The sequence below is a fragment of the Actinobaculum suis genome, from assembly GCF_900102025.1.
Classification (GTDB): domain Bacteria; phylum Actinomycetota; class Actinomycetes; order Actinomycetales; family Actinomycetaceae; genus Actinobaculum; species Actinobaculum suis.
The window spans coordinates 1-16,194 of sequence record NZ_FNAU01000021.1; the positions used below are offsets into that span (position 1 = coordinate 1).

The 16,194-nt window shown below is 55.9% G+C and carries 10 protein-coding genes and 2 pseudogenes; 8 read left to right on the forward strand and 4 right to left on the reverse strand.

Features of this window, described 5'->3' with window-relative positions; genetic code table 11:
- Positions 1-194 precede the first annotated feature (194 nt).
- Positions 195-1,127 carry a LysR family transcriptional regulator gene (locus BLT47_RS08450; RefSeq protein ID WP_049618939.1) on the reverse strand — a complete coding sequence of 311 codons (933 nt, stop codon included), beginning with the start codon at positions 1,125-1,127 and terminating at the stop codon, positions 195-197.
- Positions 1,128-1,374: 247 nt separating this feature from the next.
- On the opposite strand from BLT47_RS08450, the gene BLT47_RS08455 reads away from it, so the two are divergent.
- From BLT47_RS08455 to BLT47_RS08475, 5 genes are all read left to right on the forward strand, one after another.
- The gene (locus BLT47_RS08455) at positions 1,375-2,412 is read left to right on the forward strand and encodes a tripartite tricarboxylate transporter substrate binding protein (RefSeq protein WP_143021826.1); all 1,038 of its coding nucleotides are present in this window, start codon (positions 1,375-1,377) and stop codon (positions 2,410-2,412) included.
- Positions 2,413-2,477: 65 nt separating this feature from the next.
- A complete protein-coding gene (locus BLT47_RS08460; RefSeq protein WP_049618937.1) occupies positions 2,478-3,062 on the forward strand; it encodes a tripartite tricarboxylate transporter TctB family protein in 585 nt (194 codons plus the stop codon).
- 6 nt (positions 3,063-3,068) lie between these two features.
- The gene (locus BLT47_RS08465) at positions 3,069-4,631 is read left to right on the forward strand and encodes a tripartite tricarboxylate transporter permease (protein ID WP_049618936.1); all 1,563 of its coding nucleotides are present in this window, start codon (positions 3,069-3,071) and stop codon (positions 4,629-4,631) included.
- Between the two features lie 70 nt (positions 4,632-4,701).
- Positions 4,702-5,316 carry a bifunctional 4-hydroxy-2-oxoglutarate aldolase/2-dehydro-3-deoxy-phosphogluconate aldolase gene (locus BLT47_RS08470; RefSeq protein ID WP_049618935.1) on the forward strand — a complete coding sequence of 205 codons (615 nt, stop codon included), beginning with the start codon at positions 4,702-4,704 and terminating at the stop codon, positions 5,314-5,316.
- A gap of 46 nt (positions 5,317-5,362) precedes the next feature.
- A complete protein-coding gene (locus BLT47_RS08475) occupies positions 5,363-6,298 on the forward strand; it encodes a sugar kinase (protein ID WP_074663811.1) in 936 nt (311 codons plus the stop codon).
- A gap of 172 nt (positions 6,299-6,470) precedes the next feature.
- Here the strand turns inward: BLT47_RS08475 and BLT47_RS09770 are convergent.
- Positions 6,471-6,587: pseudogene (locus BLT47_RS09770) on the reverse strand (transposase); the annotation flags it as partial.
- 94 nt (positions 6,588-6,681) lie between these two features.
- On the opposite strand from BLT47_RS09770, the pseudogene BLT47_RS08480 reads away from it, so the two are divergent.
- Positions 6,682-6,876: pseudogene (locus tag BLT47_RS08480) on the forward strand (integrase core domain-containing protein); the annotation flags it as partial.
- A 169-nt stretch (positions 6,877-7,045) separates the two neighbouring features.
- Here the strand turns inward: BLT47_RS08480 and BLT47_RS09655 are convergent.
- Together BLT47_RS09655 and xylA are read right to left on the reverse strand one after the other, a co-directional pair.
- Complete coding sequence (locus tag BLT47_RS09655) at positions 7,046-10,279, reverse strand: AAA family ATPase (protein ID WP_074663815.1); 3,234 nt, start codon at positions 10,277-10,279, stop codon at positions 7,046-7,048.
- A 324-nt stretch (positions 10,280-10,603) separates the two neighbouring features.
- Complete coding sequence (xylA, locus tag BLT47_RS08490; protein ID WP_074663819.1) at positions 10,604-11,947, reverse strand: xylose isomerase; 1,344 nt, start codon at positions 11,945-11,947, stop codon at positions 10,604-10,606.
- A gap of 762 nt (positions 11,948-12,709) precedes the next feature.
- Between xylA and BLT47_RS08495 the strand changes: the two genes are divergently transcribed.
- Both BLT47_RS08495 and nhaC read left to right on the forward strand, forming a co-directional pair.
- A complete protein-coding gene (locus BLT47_RS08495; RefSeq protein WP_083330193.1) occupies positions 12,710-13,951 on the forward strand; it encodes a MalY/PatB family protein in 1,242 nt (413 codons plus the stop codon).
- A 12-nt stretch (positions 13,952-13,963) separates the two neighbouring features.
- Entirely contained in the window at positions 13,964-15,685 is a 1,722-nt protein-coding gene (gene nhaC / locus BLT47_RS08500) for a Na+/H+ antiporter NhaC (RefSeq protein ID WP_074663825.1), read from the forward strand.
- Positions 15,686-16,194: the final 509 nt, after the last annotated feature.

The window sequence follows — 16,194 nt, forward strand, 5'->3', positions numbered from 1 at the left end:
AGAATTTCTTCATGATTACCAGTCTTCCTGCCCAACAGGGGCTGTCACGGAAGACACGCTCAAATCGCATGGTCTATTTAATCCAGCCCAGGCCAGGGTGTTTTAGAGTTGATGGACGCCGCGGTGTAGGTAGCGGTTCTATAGACGAAGAGATTGGGCGTCAAGAAACTCTGTTTTGCAGGGCTTATTGGCTCTCAGCATTCGGGGCGGCGCGTGCCTTTCGGGATCGGAGTGGATGCGATCACGGAGATCATTTTATCGATTTCAGCAGTGCGCCGTTTCGCGGGATTCCAACTGACGGCTACCTCTCGCCACAGGCCGCTGTCGATCGGAAAGTACTCGAGGCCGCTGTGATCGCAAGTCAAGAAAGCGAGAAGGTTGATCACCGGCGTCGTAAGCCCGGCCTTGCACATATTGAGAAGAGTTTGTGGCTGTTCTGTGCGCAGATTAGTTTGTGGCGGATCGATACGCCACGCATTGAGGGCCACGCGAAGTTCCGGATCGACGGCCACACCTGGGGCACCCGTCATTCCAATTTCGAATTTCTCAAGCTCTGCCGGACTGATGGTGCTACCCCGTGGCTTGTTCACCGCATCGTGGCGGAAGACGGCAACATACGGCTCCTGCCACAGTTTCAAGGTGTGATCGTTCTTTGCACTCTCGCTTCCGAGACTCGAGCGGACCACCACGTCCACCTCGCCAGAGATGAGATTCTCGAGCAGCTGCGAGGACGTCCTTTCCATAAGGCTTACTACCATGTGTGGTTCATCGGCGCGAAGTGTGCGGAGGACCTCAGGGAAGAATGCGGCGGAAATCGACGGGATCGTACCTATCACAACGCTCCCAGTGAGCAGAGTCTTTGCGCTGTCCAATAGAGTGACGGCCTCGGAGAGCAAGCTCAGAATGTCATTGGCGTAGGAGTAGAACTTCTCGCCAGACTGAGTGAGCTTGCAAGGGGAAGTGCTACGGTCGATCAGCTTGTGCCCAAGCGCTTTTTCAAGAGAGGCCACGTGTACCGATACCCGTGACTGACTAAGGTGGAGCAACTGGGCGGCTCGGGAGAATGACGAGACGTCGGCCACCGTAACAAAAGATTGCAGCCAATCCAATCTATGAATTTTTGGCATAGCTATTTTCACCCCATCCGGTCCCGTGGCCGAGATTCGGGGATCGGGATAGCAAACAATGCTAAATGGTATTAAATGCCCCGCTTCCCCGGGCGTCCGACCACGGGCTATTTGATTTTCCCATATCCCGTATTGAAAAGTCGCGGTTTCATTTGCGTGACGCCGCAGTTATCGTGCATGCATTATAGATATCAGCTTGGAAATGGCACAGCCAAGATATCCCACGACGAAGTGATTGGATTTTAAAATGAAGAAACGCGTCCTTAAGGCAATGGCGGTACTCTCCTCTGCCGCGCTCTTACTCTCCGCTTGTGGCGGGAAGGCAACTAATGAAGCAAGTAGCAACGGCGGCGACGGCGGCTCTACGCACAAGTGCGATGTGGCACCCGGTTACCCCAAGGGACCGATTGAGATTATTGTTCCCTTCTCGGCAGGCGGTGGAACGGACCAAGTAGCCCGCTCCTTGGCGAATGAACTTTCGCAGGATCTCGGCGTTCAAGTAAACGTCGTCAACCGGACTGGTGGCGGCGGTGTTGTTGGGCACCAGGCCATGGCAGCGAGTAAACCAGATGGCCAAACGCTCGGGCTGGTAACTGCAGAAATTGCAATGATGCACTGGCAGGATCTAACGGATCTGACTCCCGAAGGTCTCCAGGCAGTTTCCCAGGTTAACGAGGACTCCGCGGCCATTACTGTTTCCGCTTCCTCGGAATATAAAACGATCGAAGACCTGATAAATGCCATTAAAACTAATCCGGGCAAACTGAATGCATCCGGCACCGTACAAGGTGGTATCGGACATTTGGCAATGCTCGGTCTGCTCATGGAGGCAGGCATTGATACGAATGACGTTACCTGGGTGCCCTCGGATGGAGCTGCTCCAGCGGTGCAGGAACTGACCGCTGGCGGTGTGGACTTCATCGTGACCTCGTCGATCGGGGAGGTCCGCACGATGGTCGACTCGGGTGAACTTCGCACGCTCGCCATCATGGGCACCGAGAAAGATGAGAACTACCCAGACGTTCCGTTGCTGTCTGACTACGGATACAAATACACGGGCGGAACTTGGCGCGGCATCGTAGTCCCGAAGGGTACTGACGAGAAGATCGTTAAAGCGCTTGACTGCCGTATTGCTGACATCGTTAAACGCGATGCCTTTGTTGAGGTTATGGATGCTTCCGCATTCAAGATCAAGTACCGGTCCACAGATGAATTTACCAAATTCATGACGGAAGCCGACGCTGCGTACGGTCCCCTTATGAAAGAAGCTGGCCTCGCCAAGTAGCTGTTAATGGTGGCGGCGCTCGCAGGGCACCGCCACCATTTCGTTTTACCATCGTGGAGGAAACGATGAACAAAAATAAGGCAACCCGTGCCGAAGCGGATTCGGCACGCAAAGTGTCGATACCCGATTTGGTCATCTCTTTGATTGCCATCGCAGGTGGGATCGGGATTATCATCTACGGCTTCGGTATGCGACGTCTCTCGACCGGGCATTTAGGACCCGGCCTATTCCCGATCGTTGGCGGCATTTTATTTATCGTGTTTGGCGCTATCTTGGCTATCGAGAGTCTCCGCGGAACAGTGGAGAGCGAGTCTGAAGAACTGGACGAAATTCTTGAGGCGCACGCCGCGGCGGGCGAGGACGAAGAAAAAATTGGTGCCGGTGGAAGCTTCGAATTTACTGACGAATCAAAATCGCGGCTCGTTGTTAACGGCCTTGTTGTTATCGGCGGTGTACTTGGCTACATCCTGTTAGCTGAACACCTCGGCTTCATTCTCACAATGTTCCTCATGATTCTTGCGATCATGCTGGCGCTGAAGGAGAAACCGATCCGTGCAGTTGTCTTTTCTGCCGTGGTGACTGCCGTGCTGTTCTTGGCATTTGAAAAGGGACTCCTCGTGCAGCTCCCGGATGGAATTTTGGGGATTTAGAGAACCATGATTGAGAATATTACTTCTGCATTGGGGCTGATTTTCGGAGATCCGATGACAATCGTGATCGTTCTTCTGGCGGGTGCTTTCGGCCTCGTGGTCGGTGCGATCCCGGGCCTCACGGCCACACTGGGCGCGGCTCTACTTATTCCGTTTACTTTCTTTATGGATCCGGTTCCAGCGATCGCGTCCATCATTTCTATGTCCGCGATGGCAATTTTTGCGGGTGACATTCCCGGAGGCTTACTGCGCATGCCGGGCACGCCTTCCTCGGCAGCCTACGTCGAGGATGCTTTCTCTCTCACGAGGAAAGGCAAAGGTGCTATTGCCCTAGGAGTTTCTCTTATCGCTTCCGTCATTGGCGGGCTCGTAGGTTCAGTAGTTCTGATCTTCCTTGCGCAATTGCTGGGCCGATTCGCCATGAACTTCACCTCCTTCGAATACTTCTGGGTGGCGGTTCTGGGCTTGACTGCAGCGGTAATTATCTCCCGCGGCTCGCAGGTGAAGGGCGCGCTGGCGTTGGTTTTCGGTCTTATGATCTCGACGGTAGGATTGGACCTGACGTTAGGCCAGCCTCGGTTCACGTTTGGATTGGCCGAGCTGTACCGTGGCATCGATTTCATTCCGGCAATGATTGGTCTTTTCGGGTTGTCCGAGGTATTGCGAAATGTCACGACGCAATCTTCGAAAGTACGTAAGATGCCAGTTGTTAAAACCAAGGGCATGCTAAGGGAATCGCTGGGCGAGATTCGCAAACACGGGCGTTTTGTTGCGCAAGGAAGTGTGACCGGTTCAATCACCGGCGCGCTACCGGGGGCCGGAGCCGATATTGCGGCATGGATTTCGTACGGCATTTCTAAGGCGACGTCGCGCAACAGCAAGTTGTACGGTAAGGGCTCCACGGAGGCAATCGCTGGCGCTTCGGCCGCGAATAACTCGGCACTCGCCTCCGCTTTCATCCCAACTCTCGCATTTGGAATTCCGGGCGATACCATTACCGCGATTTTGATTGGCGTGCTAGTGGTGAAGGGTATCGAACCTGGGCCGGCCCTCTTCACGCAAAATACGGATACTCTCTATGCGCTGTACCTGATGTTCATCATCGCGAATATCTTGCTACTGCCGCTCGGCTTCCTGCTGATCAAGGGCGCGTCTACGATCTTGCGCATCCCGCGTGCAATCCTCATGGCATCGATTGTGGCTGTCTCCGTGATGGGTGCGTATGCGATCAACAATGGTTATCTCGAGATCATCATCGTGCTGGTGTTTGGCATACTCGGTGTTCTATTTGAACGATTCGGTTTGCCGTTAGCGCCCGTGGTGTTGGGTATCGTGTTGGGCCCGATCGTGGAACGGAATTTCTTGAACTCCGTGATCAAAACCGAATGGGACTTTACCCAGTTCTTCACCCGGCCTATCTCCGCGGTACTCATCGTGTTGACAGTGCTCATGCTGCTGGCGCCGCTCGTCAATGACTTTGTGAGCAAGCGGCGCGCGCAGCGAAAAGAAGCGGCGCAAGCCCAGCGCAACGACCAAGTAGAAATTGGCTCTGATGAATCAGCGTCGTAAGTGATTGTGAGGGGAGGTCATTTCGATCTCCCCTCACTCCGTTACGCGCGTTAGGAATTTAGGAAGATTCATGCTCATTGCGATTATTCGTTTGCGTGAAACGGTGGTTGACGACGCCGTTATCTCCGCCATCATCGATGGAGGAATTACCGATATCGAGGTGACACTCCCAACCCCCGGTGCTCTCGAAATTGTAGAACGCTGGAACTCTACGAAAAGCGCCGCAATCGGCGTCGGCACGGTGCGGGACGCGAAAGGTGCCCGGCTGGCCATAGACGCGGGGGCAAGATTCCTTGTGACTCCCACAATCGACGAGGGAGTGCTCGACGCGGCGGATGCGAGCAATGTACCCGTGTATTGCGGCGCGTTTTCTCCAACAGAAATTGAAGCGGCATACCGGCATCCTGCCGTGGCGGGCGTCAAGGTGTTCCCAGCCCAGGCGCTCGGCGGCCCAAGTTACATTAAGGCGATCAAGGATCCGTTGCCGGACATTCCGCTGTTCCCAACGGGCGGCGTGAATGCGGGAAACGCGGCCGAATATCGCAGGCTCGGGTGTGCCGGGCTCGGCATCGGAGGATCGATTGTGTCTGAGGCGCTCGTTGCGGAGGGCAACCTTGCGGAGATTACCCGCCGTGCGGCGGAGATTAAAGAGGTATGGGATTCCGGGATCGCCCCCGTGTGCTGATGCGGGTAACCAGTAACAAACGAATGATGTTTAGGGAGTTAAAGTAGTGGATGTAGTAACTTTCGGTGAAACAATGGGAGTTCTTAGATTCCTGGAAGCTCCGCAGGTGGGGGCGCGCCCCCGGGCCTCGTTCGCGGGAGCAGAATCCAATGTGGCGATCGGACTTGCGCGGCTCGGGCATACGGTGGCCTGGGGTGGTTCGCTGGGCAACGATCTGTTTGGTGATCTGATCGTAAAAACCTTGCGGGGAGAAGGCGTAAACACTGCAGCCGTTGAGCGAATCGAGGACCGCTCAACGGGACTATTGGCATCGCTCAGCGCTGGCCTGGGGGCCTTAGCGGTTGATTACTACCGTGCGAAATCTGCCGGGAGGGTCATCTCGGCTAATCAAATTGACTACCTGTTGGGCCTCGAACCGAAGATTCTACACATTACCGGTATTACGCCAGCGCTTGGTGAGCGTTGCATGAAAGCGGTCGAAGCCGCCGTCGCTGGCGCTCGAGATAAAGGAGTTACCGTTACGTTCGACGTAAACTTCCGGGCGCGCTTGTGGGATCACAAAACGGCCGCGGGCGTTCTTAGTAGCATCGCAAAATCCGTGGATGTAGTTTTCGGCGGAACTGCAGAGCTGGAACTACTGACGGGTAACTCGGAACGGGATGCGGCGATTGCGCAGTTGCTCGAGGCGGGCGTACGTGAAGTGGTTTGGAAGGAATCATCGACGGCACTTGTAGCAACGCCAGATCACCGGGTAGAACGCCCAGGATTGAAGGTGGACCCGGTGGACACCATTGGTGCAGGAGATGCCTTCGCCGCAGGTTATATCTCGGGCTTGTTAGATGGACTGGACGCGGCAGAACGGCTGGATCGCGCGCACCTGCTCGGAGCCTATACAGTGGGCACGCTGGGCGATTGGGAAGGTGGCCCGAGCCGGGCACAAATCTCGCGCGCCCCCATCGAGGACGGCGAAGTCGCGCGATAGTCACATGGATACGGAATGCCCTAGCGGTTTACCGGGTACACCAGGCAAAGACCTGCCGGCGGCACTCATGCGGGTTGGGGAAAATCTTCGTATTTCTGAGAACTCAGTACGGTGGTCCTCGACGAGCTTGAAGCCGGTCGCAAGACATCTCCTTCGCGAAATACTGCGCCGCCTAGCCAGCACCCTTGGTGACGAACTGGTTTACCCAGTTTTGCAGTGAATTACGGTTAATTCCCAGATCAGAAGCAACCTGCGCCATCGAAGCCGCACTGGGCTCGTACGCGGCTACTGCATTCCTCTTTCAACTGCGCGGAATATTTTTTACTGGAAATGGCAGAAGACCATCTTTCTCCGGCAAACCACCGGGGCTAGCCCATGTCCACCAACCGGGGGGTCAGGTCCTTAACCGCACCCTGGCCCAAGAATGGGCCTACGCACAAGCCTATTCCAGTGAAGAAGAACGGGCCCAGGCCTACCAAGCCTGGCTCCACGAGTGCAATCACCACAGACCCCATACCGGCAGCGGAGGCCAAACACCCGCATCACGCGTTCACAACCTCACGGGGAAGTACAGCTAGCGGTTTACCGGCTTGATATCTGCCGATCCAGACTTTTTAGCCGCCGCTACCGGGCCCCGGAACATCTCGGCGGCTAACCGCCAGAAACCAGCCCCGTGTTTCAACCGTTCACTACAGCAAGGGAAAAACGGCTCCAACACCCTAAAAACAGGAAGAGCCAAGAATCCCCTCATCTCATTAAAGTACGTATTTTCCGCACGAGTGTGATCACTGCGCAGGTAGAGGCTCCTAACAGCGCTAACACCCAAAATAGAAAAAATACAGTTGCCGCGTTTATCTGGTCTATAGCCGCAAATCCCATAAACGCGGCAAAAAGAACAACAGACATAAGGAACAATAGCCGTGCTGCCTTACCGGCAGTATTTGTACTGCTCGTTGGCTGCGGCATGGCTCTGGCGTTTCCTAACGGCGCGGTGGCTGGATTGGGAACCCTTTGGGCTGGTCTTGGCATTGGCGAGTCTGGTCGTGACGTTGTTGGAGCTGGTCTTGGCGTTGCTTGGACCGGTCGCGGCGTGGCTGGAGATGGTGCCGAATGAGGGACTGTTTGCGCCGGTGATGAGGATATCGGCCGCGCTTGAACAGGGTCTTGAGGCGCGTGCGCTTCCGCATGAACCGCGCCACTATGCAGTTCCGCAGCGGCTTTTTGCGGGAGCGTTGTGGAGCGGCCGGCCGAACCACCTGCAAGCTGAGCCTCTGCCCAGCGGGTGAAGTCTTCTGCGAGGACCGCGGGTTTTCCGTAGCTACGCGCAAGCACCGCCTTCTTGGTTGTGGACTCGAGTGAATCTGTAACGAGTACGTCACAACGCGTCTTTGTTACTGCCGGTTTGTAATCCAGCCCTACACGTTTGCAGAGTTTTTGTAGTGGTTTGCCCTGCCTAACGAGCGTGCCCTGGATATACGTAGAGCCATTGAACGCGACCCTTGTACCTCGCTGTAACAGCACATCCGCTTTTCCTACCTTCAGCTCAGGGATATCAGCAATTTCGCTAGCCGAATCGGTGGTAATGGGCGCGGTGCTTCGAGGAGTAGCGGGCTGAGAAAAAGCAACAGGCGTTGCCGGTTCTTGCTCTTCGGCACTCAAAAACGGCCCATTGTTCCACCAGTCCTCGAACTGGCTTTGTTCGATGATGGGCTTGCCGAACTCGCGGGCCTTCTTCGCTTTGCCGGAGGTTGAGGCTAGGTCCCGGGCTACCAGCACATCGCACATCGTTTTTGAAACCCCGGTTTTGTATTCGAGGTTGCGTGCGGCGCAGATTTCCCGCAGGCGGGCGTCATCCGCAGGCGCTCCTAGCAAGTTGTCACGGCCGGTGAAAGCCACCCGGGTTCCGGGGCGAAGCAGTTCCGCGATGTTCGGCGTCGTATCTTGCACGGGTGGGAGATCGGGATGCGCGAGCCCCAAGGAACGCGTGCGGGCAACCACCTCTTCATACTCGCGCGCCGTCCAGCAACCGCGCGATAAAGCCCAGGTGGCAAGGAAATTAGCGCACTCGGCAACTGCCGCGAGGTTAGCTGCGCCAGCCGAAGCATTACCAGCCGAAGCACCACCGCCCGAAAGCGCCGCCCAAGCGAGATCCAAATCGGTTGCCTGGCGCGGATCGAGCTCCATGGGCTGGGCGGGAGCCCAGGCGGGAACGAAGACGGCCCCTTCGGTTTCCTGCGGCGCTTCCGGTACCACTTCGCCGCGGCTCAGCGCGAACTTGCCTTGCAGGAAAGCAGCGGCCATGCTTTGGCAGCGCGCAACCACGTCCGCACCTGCGGGAGTGAAATCGAACTCGGAGACGTCGTAGCCGATCCCCAAAGCAATATCCAGGCCCTTTTCTTGGTGCCGTACCGCGCGTTCGAGCATGGGTAGCCGATCCCCAATAATCAGCCCACCCGCAGCCTGGCGCCGCAACAGCGGCCAAAAATTGCCGAGCGTGGGAGCCATTGCCAAACCGCCCGAAGGGATTTCGTTCTGGCGGCCAAAATCGCCCAGATCCGCCATGGGATTAATCCAGGAACCAAACTGCGCCACAGTTTTGCCGGCTTCGACGATCTGGCAGTAAATACGAGCGATGTGCTGGCTCACCGAAAAATTCACGCCATCAAAGGAAAGGAAAACGAATTTATTCGTGGTTATCGGGCGGCTGACTTCGCGGCGCGTGCGGCGCACCAAAGAATTATTGGCACGCACGTGGCGGGGCTCCACCGGCCTGCTGAGGCGCAAGTGTTCGAGGTCGACGGCGCGGGAGAGCGCCACGTAAAACTGGCCATCGGTTGCCGTTCCCCCGGTGAGGTCGATATAGCATTTGGGAAGCGTTTTGCCCTGGCTTTTGTGAATCGTAATCGCCCAGGCGAGGATTACCGGGAATTGCTGGATTGAACCTATAGTTTCGCTACTGACCCGGCCGTCAGTTAGTTTCGGGGTGTTGATTTCCCAAGTGTGGCGGGGAAGATCTACAACCTTTCCGCCGTCGGCTAAGCGCACAGAAAACAGATCCTCGCTGGCGGCAACAATTTCTCCGAAGGAACCGTTCACGAAGCGCTCTGCGGGATCATTCATTACCGTCATCACGCGCGCGCCCGCGGCATAGTGAAGTTCTTCGGCGCCGCTGAACTGCTGGCCGTGTGAATCGCCGGAGTATTCTGCTTTAGCGTAAAACTTGGGCGCGGGGAGTTGCTCCAGCCGTGCCATGTTGATTTTGTCTACCGTGCGGCGGAAAGCAGTGAGGGTGACCCAGTCGTTTGGGGGAACGAAATCTTCCTCCACACAACTATCGAGGATGGTGATGGCGTTGCCGTCAAGGGAACCTTCGCGAATCTGGTTCAAGACTTCCACAAACTCGTTATCAGCCTGGCGCCACACCGTGGTGAGGTTGACGGTGTCTAGATTTAAATCTGGGTAGCAGTGCGCGGAATAGAAATATGGCGAATCCCAGTTGGCCTGGTAGTACTCGAGTTCGTTATTGGCAAGTATGGGAGGTAGCTGGAGTAAATCGCCTACCAGTACGAGCTGCACCCCGCCAAAAGGTTCCGTGCTGCGCCGCACCAGGCGGAGCGCTTTGTCCATCATGTCAAAAAGATCGGCGCGAACCATCGAGATCTCATCAACCACGAGGATATCCGTATTCTGCAGCACCTCACGGCGGGCCGAACTCAAATGCCAATCTCCGCCCGGGCCGATATCTTCCGGGTATAGCCCGGGCCGGAAACCAAAAGCACGGTGAATCGTAAAACCGTCCACGTTCAGGGCCGCCACTCCGGTTGGTGCCACCACCAGAATTTCCTTATCGGCTTGTGCTTCCAGATAGAGCCGCAGCAAAGTGGACTTGCCGGTTCCCGCCTTGCCCGTGATGAGCACATTGCGGCCCTCGGAAATCCGGGAAAGTGCATCCTCGAACTCGGCGGTCATCTGGATAGTCATCGGAAGTCTCCTTTGTGCAGCTACGTAGCTTGTGGCTGCTTGCAGGTAGCAGTTTTTCGTACTCCTCATTTCCTCTGGCACGGGGGATGCCAGCTGGGAGTGCCGGCTTCCTTGCCATGGGAACACCCGTATCACGTGAGGACGATAAGGAGTATACCGAGGAGACACTGCCGTCTAAGCAGCAAGGCGGCCCGGGGCCGGAATTTTGAGAATCCGGGCCCGGGCCGCTGGGCTACTAGTGCGCGCTTAGAGTGGTGCTTTGCGCAGGTGCTGGCCGTGCGCAGTTGCTTTGGGCGACGCCGCCGCCTCGCGTAGCGTATCTGCTTACCGCAGCGCGGCGATGATGTAGTTGTTGATCGTGGCCTTGATGAGCTCGAGGTGTGCGGGCTCGGTGGCAGCCAGCAGTTCGGCGGAAGGAATATCAAGCGCGTGGGCTTCCAGATCGGCCAAAGTGGCCTCGCCGCTTTCTACCTGCTTGCCAATACCGGTATCGAAGGAAGCATAGCGCTGGGCGAGCAGATCCTGGATGTAACCATCTTCGTGCATCTTCGCCGCTACGAGCAGGCCGGCCGCGAAACTATCCATACCCACGATGTGGGCGAGGAACAGATCTTCCGGCGTGTAGGAAGTACGCCGCGGCTTGGCATCGAAGTTCAGGCCGCCGGAAGGCCCAATCGAGCCCTCATCGAGAATTTCCCACATAACCGCCGTCGTCTCATACAAATCAGACGGGAATTCATCTAGATCCCAACCGAGCAACTTATCGCCCTGGTTCGCGTCCAGCGAGCCGAGCACGCCCGCGCTGCGCGCCACCCGGATTTCGTGCTGGTACGTGTGCCCGGCCAAGTTCGCATGGTTGCCTTCCAAGTTGAGCTTGAAATGGTCCATGAGGTCGTAGGTTTGCAGGAAGGCGATCGTGGTAGCGGCGTCGAAATCGTATTGGTGCGTAGTGGGTTCCTTCGGTTTCGGTTCGAGCAGGAACTGCGCTTCCAAACCGATTTCTTGCGCGTAATCCACGGCCATGTGGAAGAAGCGCGCAATATTATCTTGTTCGCGCTTATAATCCGTGTTCCACAAGTTTTCGTAACCTTCGCGCCCGCCCCAGAACACGTAGTTTTCCGCGCCCAAACGTTTAGCAATTTCCAGCGAATGCTTGAGCTGGCCGCCCGCGTAGGCGTAAACGTCCGCGAAAGGAGAAGTGGCCGCACCGGAAGCGAAACGCGGATTGTTGAAAAGGTTGCAGGTGTTCCACAGGAGTTTGACGCCGGTAGCCTCCTGTTGTGCAGCAATCTGTTCGACGACGCGGTCCAGGTTCGCGTTCGATTCGCGCAAAGTATCGCCTTCCGGGGCGATGTCACGATCGTGGAAGCAGAAGTATTCCACGCCGAGCTTCTGATAGAACTCGAAAGAGTAATCGACCTTCGCTAGGGCCTGGCTGAGTGGGTCTGCATACTTGCCGTCCCAGGGGCGCTGCGCCGTACCATCCCCGAAAGGATCGACGAGCCGGGCATCAAAGGTGTGCCAATAGGCCACGGCAAAGCGCAGCCAATCCTTCATCTTCTTGCCGGCAACTACGCGATCGGCATCGTAATAGCGAAAACCGCGCCCCTGCTTAACCTCTTCGGTACCAACAAACGGGATCTTCTCGATATTCCACAGATCTGCCATAATCGGCCTTTCTTCTCACTCGCTTCACTCGGTTACATTGCCGCGGGCGCTTTTAGTGCGGATGGGTTTGGACGCCTCTGACTGGCACTGCAGCATGTATCCACTGCGCTGTATAACCATGCAAAATGCAAACCCGAAACCGAGCCTCCAACGACTTTGTTGTGTAATAAAACAAAGTCTAGACGGAGCGGCGCGGGACTTGCAAGGGGAGCGGAAAAACGATTTTCGCCTGGGCCTGAGTTTGCGCCCAAAGCGCTATTTGCCGTCGAAATCTGGGTGTCTAGCGAGAGGGTTGGCAGAAATTTTAGGAAGGCTGAATCGGAAAGGCGTGCGAAAAGCTTGGCCCCAGTTACGGCCCTTGACAACCCCAGGCCAGTGACTTAGTTTTATAGAAAAACAAAGTCGAGAGTGCCCTACCGGACGCCAAATTTATGGCTTATAGCGGGTTTTCCGCCCGGTGTGATTGGACGTTGGAGGCTACCTGCAAAGAAGGGGTAGTACCCGCATCCAATAGGGATTCCTCGACGACTACATGGCCAGGAGTCCATAGTTGCCACCCGGTTATAAGTAGGCGGTGCAAGGCGAGGATGGCTGCGGAGTAAGCAAAGATTTTACTCTGGGCATTCGGTGTAAGCGAAGGCTGAAAGAATCCAAGTTTCCGCTATCGCAAACACCTGGCGGCGCGTGTTTCACACAGAAGAGTGCGAGGAGGCTCTCGTGGAAAACAAAATATTGCGCGAGCTAGATAGCGCAGGGAGGTATATGCATCGTTTCGACGAAACTGTAGATAGGTGGAATACCTATAGCGCGAAGTGGGACCTCATGGCTAGCTCGATGGGGGAGCAAGCAATTTCGCTTTCCGTAGCAGATATGGAGTTCCGGACGGCACCGGCAGTGCAAGCGGCGGTAGAGAAAGCTGCCGCCCATGGGATTTACGGGTACACCGAAGTATTCGATGATTTCCGGCTGGCCGCGGCGGGTTGGTTCGCCCGGCATCACGAGTGGGAATTCGCGCCGGAAAGCGTGGTGTTTATGCCGCGCGTAGTAGAACTGGTGGCGATGATCGCCACCACTCGCGGAGTGCAAAAAACGGTTACTCTTTCGCCTGCTTATGATCCGATCCTAGAAGTACTCGAAAAGCAAGGCGTGCACATTAGCGAAAGTCTTATGTTGCCGCCCGCAAATTCGTGCGAATGGAGAATTGATTTCGCGGATCTGGAACGCCGGCTAGATGGCGCCGATCTGTTCATCCTCACCAATCCGCATAATCCCACCGGGAGAGCATTTACGCAGAAGGAACTAGAAAATCTCGCGGAACTGCTACGCAAACATAATTGCCTAGTAATTTCGGACGATATTCACTGCGACCTGCTCCGGCAAGGCGCACAATATAATCCGCTGGCCAAAGTAGCACCAGACTTGGCCGCCACCGGGCGGCTTATTACCGCGGTTTCTCCTGGCAAAACTTTTAATATGGCAGGCCTGGAAGCGGCGGCAATAATCGTAGAAAATGCGGATTTGCGCCAAGAATTAGAAGCCGGCAAGCGTGCACACGGTTTCCATAATCCGAACTATTTTGCGATCCCTGCCGCCATCGCAGCCTGGACGGAAACCGATGCTTGGCTAGCCGGTCTACGCACTTATATAGACACAAATTTTGCCTATGCCATAGGCCGCATCAACGCAGATCACGCTGGGCATTGGCAAGCGGCTACACCAGAAGCCACGTATCTGTTGTGGATCCACACCGGCCCGGAACTGGACACCGCGGAAAAAATGCAGGTTTTCCAAGCTGCAACCCGCGTACAGGTTTCAGCGGGTAGCGGCTTTGGCACTGAATGGGCCGCCTATACCCGGCTCAATTTAGCCGTGCCGCGGCCCATGTTGGAAGAAGCTTTTGACCGCTTCCAGCAGTGGCATCAGAACAAGGCCACCGTCTATGCAACCCGCAATCTGGGCAAAGCAGCTGGCGGACAACAAAGCCAACAAACGACTAATGAATGAAAGGTGAGAACAGTGGCTCACAAAAAGAACCGCGAAACCGCGGAGAATCCTGCGGGTACTCCACCTGCACAAAACCGAACTGGCAAAGGCGCTACCGTAACCGGCTCCGCAAACTCTGCAAATTCTACCGGCACAGCGAGCAAAGTTGCCAAGCCCCGGAAGAAGCGAGAACTCAATGTTTTCTTAGCTTTATTGCCAGTTCTAGCTCTAGTGTTATTCATTGGCGGTGGCTATATCGGATTCGACTTGCCCGTAGAACCCATGATTATTAGCGCTGCCGCGGTAGCAGCGGTGGTTGCCTGGTACTTGGGCTATAGCTGGGACGACATGATGGACTCCGTTTCCGAGAAAATGGCAAAAGCCTGGCCGGCTTTACTTATTTTGCTTACGGTCGGAATCCTTATTGGTTCTTGGATGGCCGGCGGTACCATTCCGTACCTCGTCTATTGGGGTCTGAAACTTATCGATCCGCGGTGGCTAGCGCTCATCGCCCTTATCGGCACCGCGATTGTTTCCCTATGTACGGGAACTTCTTGGGGATCGGCTGGAACCATTGGCGTGGCGTTCATGGGCATCGCTATTGGCATGGATGTCAACCTGGCAATGGTTGCGGGGGCAGTCGTTTCCGGTGCTTACTTTGGCGATAAAATGTCGCCACTTTCAGACACCACGAATATTACTGCCATGATCACCCGTGTTCCGCTGTTCACGCACGTGAAGAACATGCTGTGGACAACTGGCGCGGCTTTCGTGCTTGCGGCCGTTGTGTTCGGCGTCGCCGGTTTTATGTCTCATGACGTAGATGGAGATATCAGCGGGGTGGAAGCGATCACCTCCGAGCTCAGCACCATTTTTAACTTTAATTTGTGGATGTTGGTACCTGCGATTGTTGTACTCATTGGAGCGGGAATGCAATTACCCACGATTCCGGTGATGTTGCTCGGTACCGTACTTGGCCTGATTAATGCTTTCGTGTTTCAAGGAGTTCATATCAAGGACGCCTTCACCACGCTTGTTTCTGGTTTCAAACTCGATATGATCACCGCCTCGGGATGGGATCCTGATACCGCATCGGAGAGCATGCAAACACTGTTGGAGCGTGGCGGTATGAACTCGATGCTCGGCACTTTGGCAATCTGCTTCTGTGCCATCGCATTTGCGGGGATCATGGGTGTATCTAAGTCTTTGGATTACCTTGTGGAACGGGTGCTCAGCGGTGTGAAGACCCGCTTCGGTCTAGTTTCCTCCACAATTGGCATCGGCTTGGGCACAATCGCGGTTACCTGCAATGGCCAGATTTCGCTCATTATGCCGGGCGATGTACTCCGGCCCGCGTATGTACGGCGCGGGGTGCATCCGAAGGTGCTCGGACGAACGCTAGAAGATTCGGTGACGGTAACTGAAACGCTCTTCCCGTGGACGGCGGCGGGTGCATATATGGCTGCCACTCTGGGCGTGCCCACGCTCGAATACGTGCCGTGGGCAGTGCTCAACTGGTCGGGCATGATCTTCGCTCTCATCTTGGCGGCAACTGGTCTGGGTATTTATAACCTCAGCCGGGAAGAACAGGTCGAGCGCCTCGAGCAAGAAGATCTCACCGAAGTGGATGTGATCCGCTGGGGCAATGGCACGCCAGGCCCGGCCGCGAAAAAGACTCTAACCGCCGGCACACAAACGGCTTCTAGAGAGTCACAAGGGCCACGGACGAGTGCGAGTACTAACAGCACAGAGTAAATGCATGGCGCGTGCGATGAATCAGTCAGCTGACATACGCAATGGAGCAGCGTCGTAGTACTGAGAAGTCGGTATCGCTGGGTAAATACGACGCCGCCAGATAGAGGCGCCACCAGGTATCGGCATTGTGTAGACATGCGGCACCGTGCAGATATCACAGCTCAATAAACCAGCTTAGGGGGTAGGAACGATCTCCTACCCCCTAAGCTTTTAATCAAACTGTTGGGGCCGTCGAGCCAAACAGGTTGAAGCCGTCGGGCCAAACAGGTTGAAGCCGCCGGGCCAAGCTGCACGGAGCCGCCAGATCAAGCTGCGCGGAGCCGTTTGGAATTGCACGGCCGATCCGCGCGAACCATCAAATCAAGCCTTTGTAACCAGTGAGCAGGAGGCCCAGATGCCACGCACGCCTAAATCGGACCTGACCCCCTGTTGGTGGACATAGGCTAGCCCCGGCGTTCAGCCGGAGAAAGGTAGTCTTCTACCATGTCCCGTAAAACATATTCCGCGCA

Coding starts and splice junctions, on each gene's coding strand:
- xylA (WP_074663819.1), bottom strand. CDS start 11,947: ATGGCAGATCTGTGGAATATCGAGAAGATCCCGTTTGTTGGTACCGAA.
- BLT47_RS09655 (WP_074663815.1), bottom strand. CDS start 10,279: ATGACTATCCAGATGACCGCCGAGTTCGAGGATGCACTTTCCCGGATT.
- BLT47_RS08450 (WP_049618939.1), bottom strand. CDS start 1,127: ATGCCAAAAATTCATAGATTGGATTGGCTGCAATCTTTTGTTACGGTG.
- BLT47_RS08495 (WP_083330193.1), top strand. CDS start 12,710: ATGCATCGTTTCGACGAAACTGTAGATAGGTGGAATACCTATAGCGCG.
- BLT47_RS08470 (WP_049618935.1), top strand. CDS start 4,702: ATGCTCATTGCGATTATTCGTTTGCGTGAAACGGTGGTTGACGACGCC.
- BLT47_RS08455 (WP_143021826.1), top strand. CDS start 1,375: ATGAAGAAACGCGTCCTTAAGGCAATGGCGGTACTCTCCTCTGCCGCG.
- BLT47_RS08465 (WP_049618936.1), top strand. CDS start 3,069: ATGATTGAGAATATTACTTCTGCATTGGGGCTGATTTTCGGAGATCCG.
- BLT47_RS08460 (WP_049618937.1), top strand. CDS start 2,478: ATGAACAAAAATAAGGCAACCCGTGCCGAAGCGGATTCGGCACGCAAA.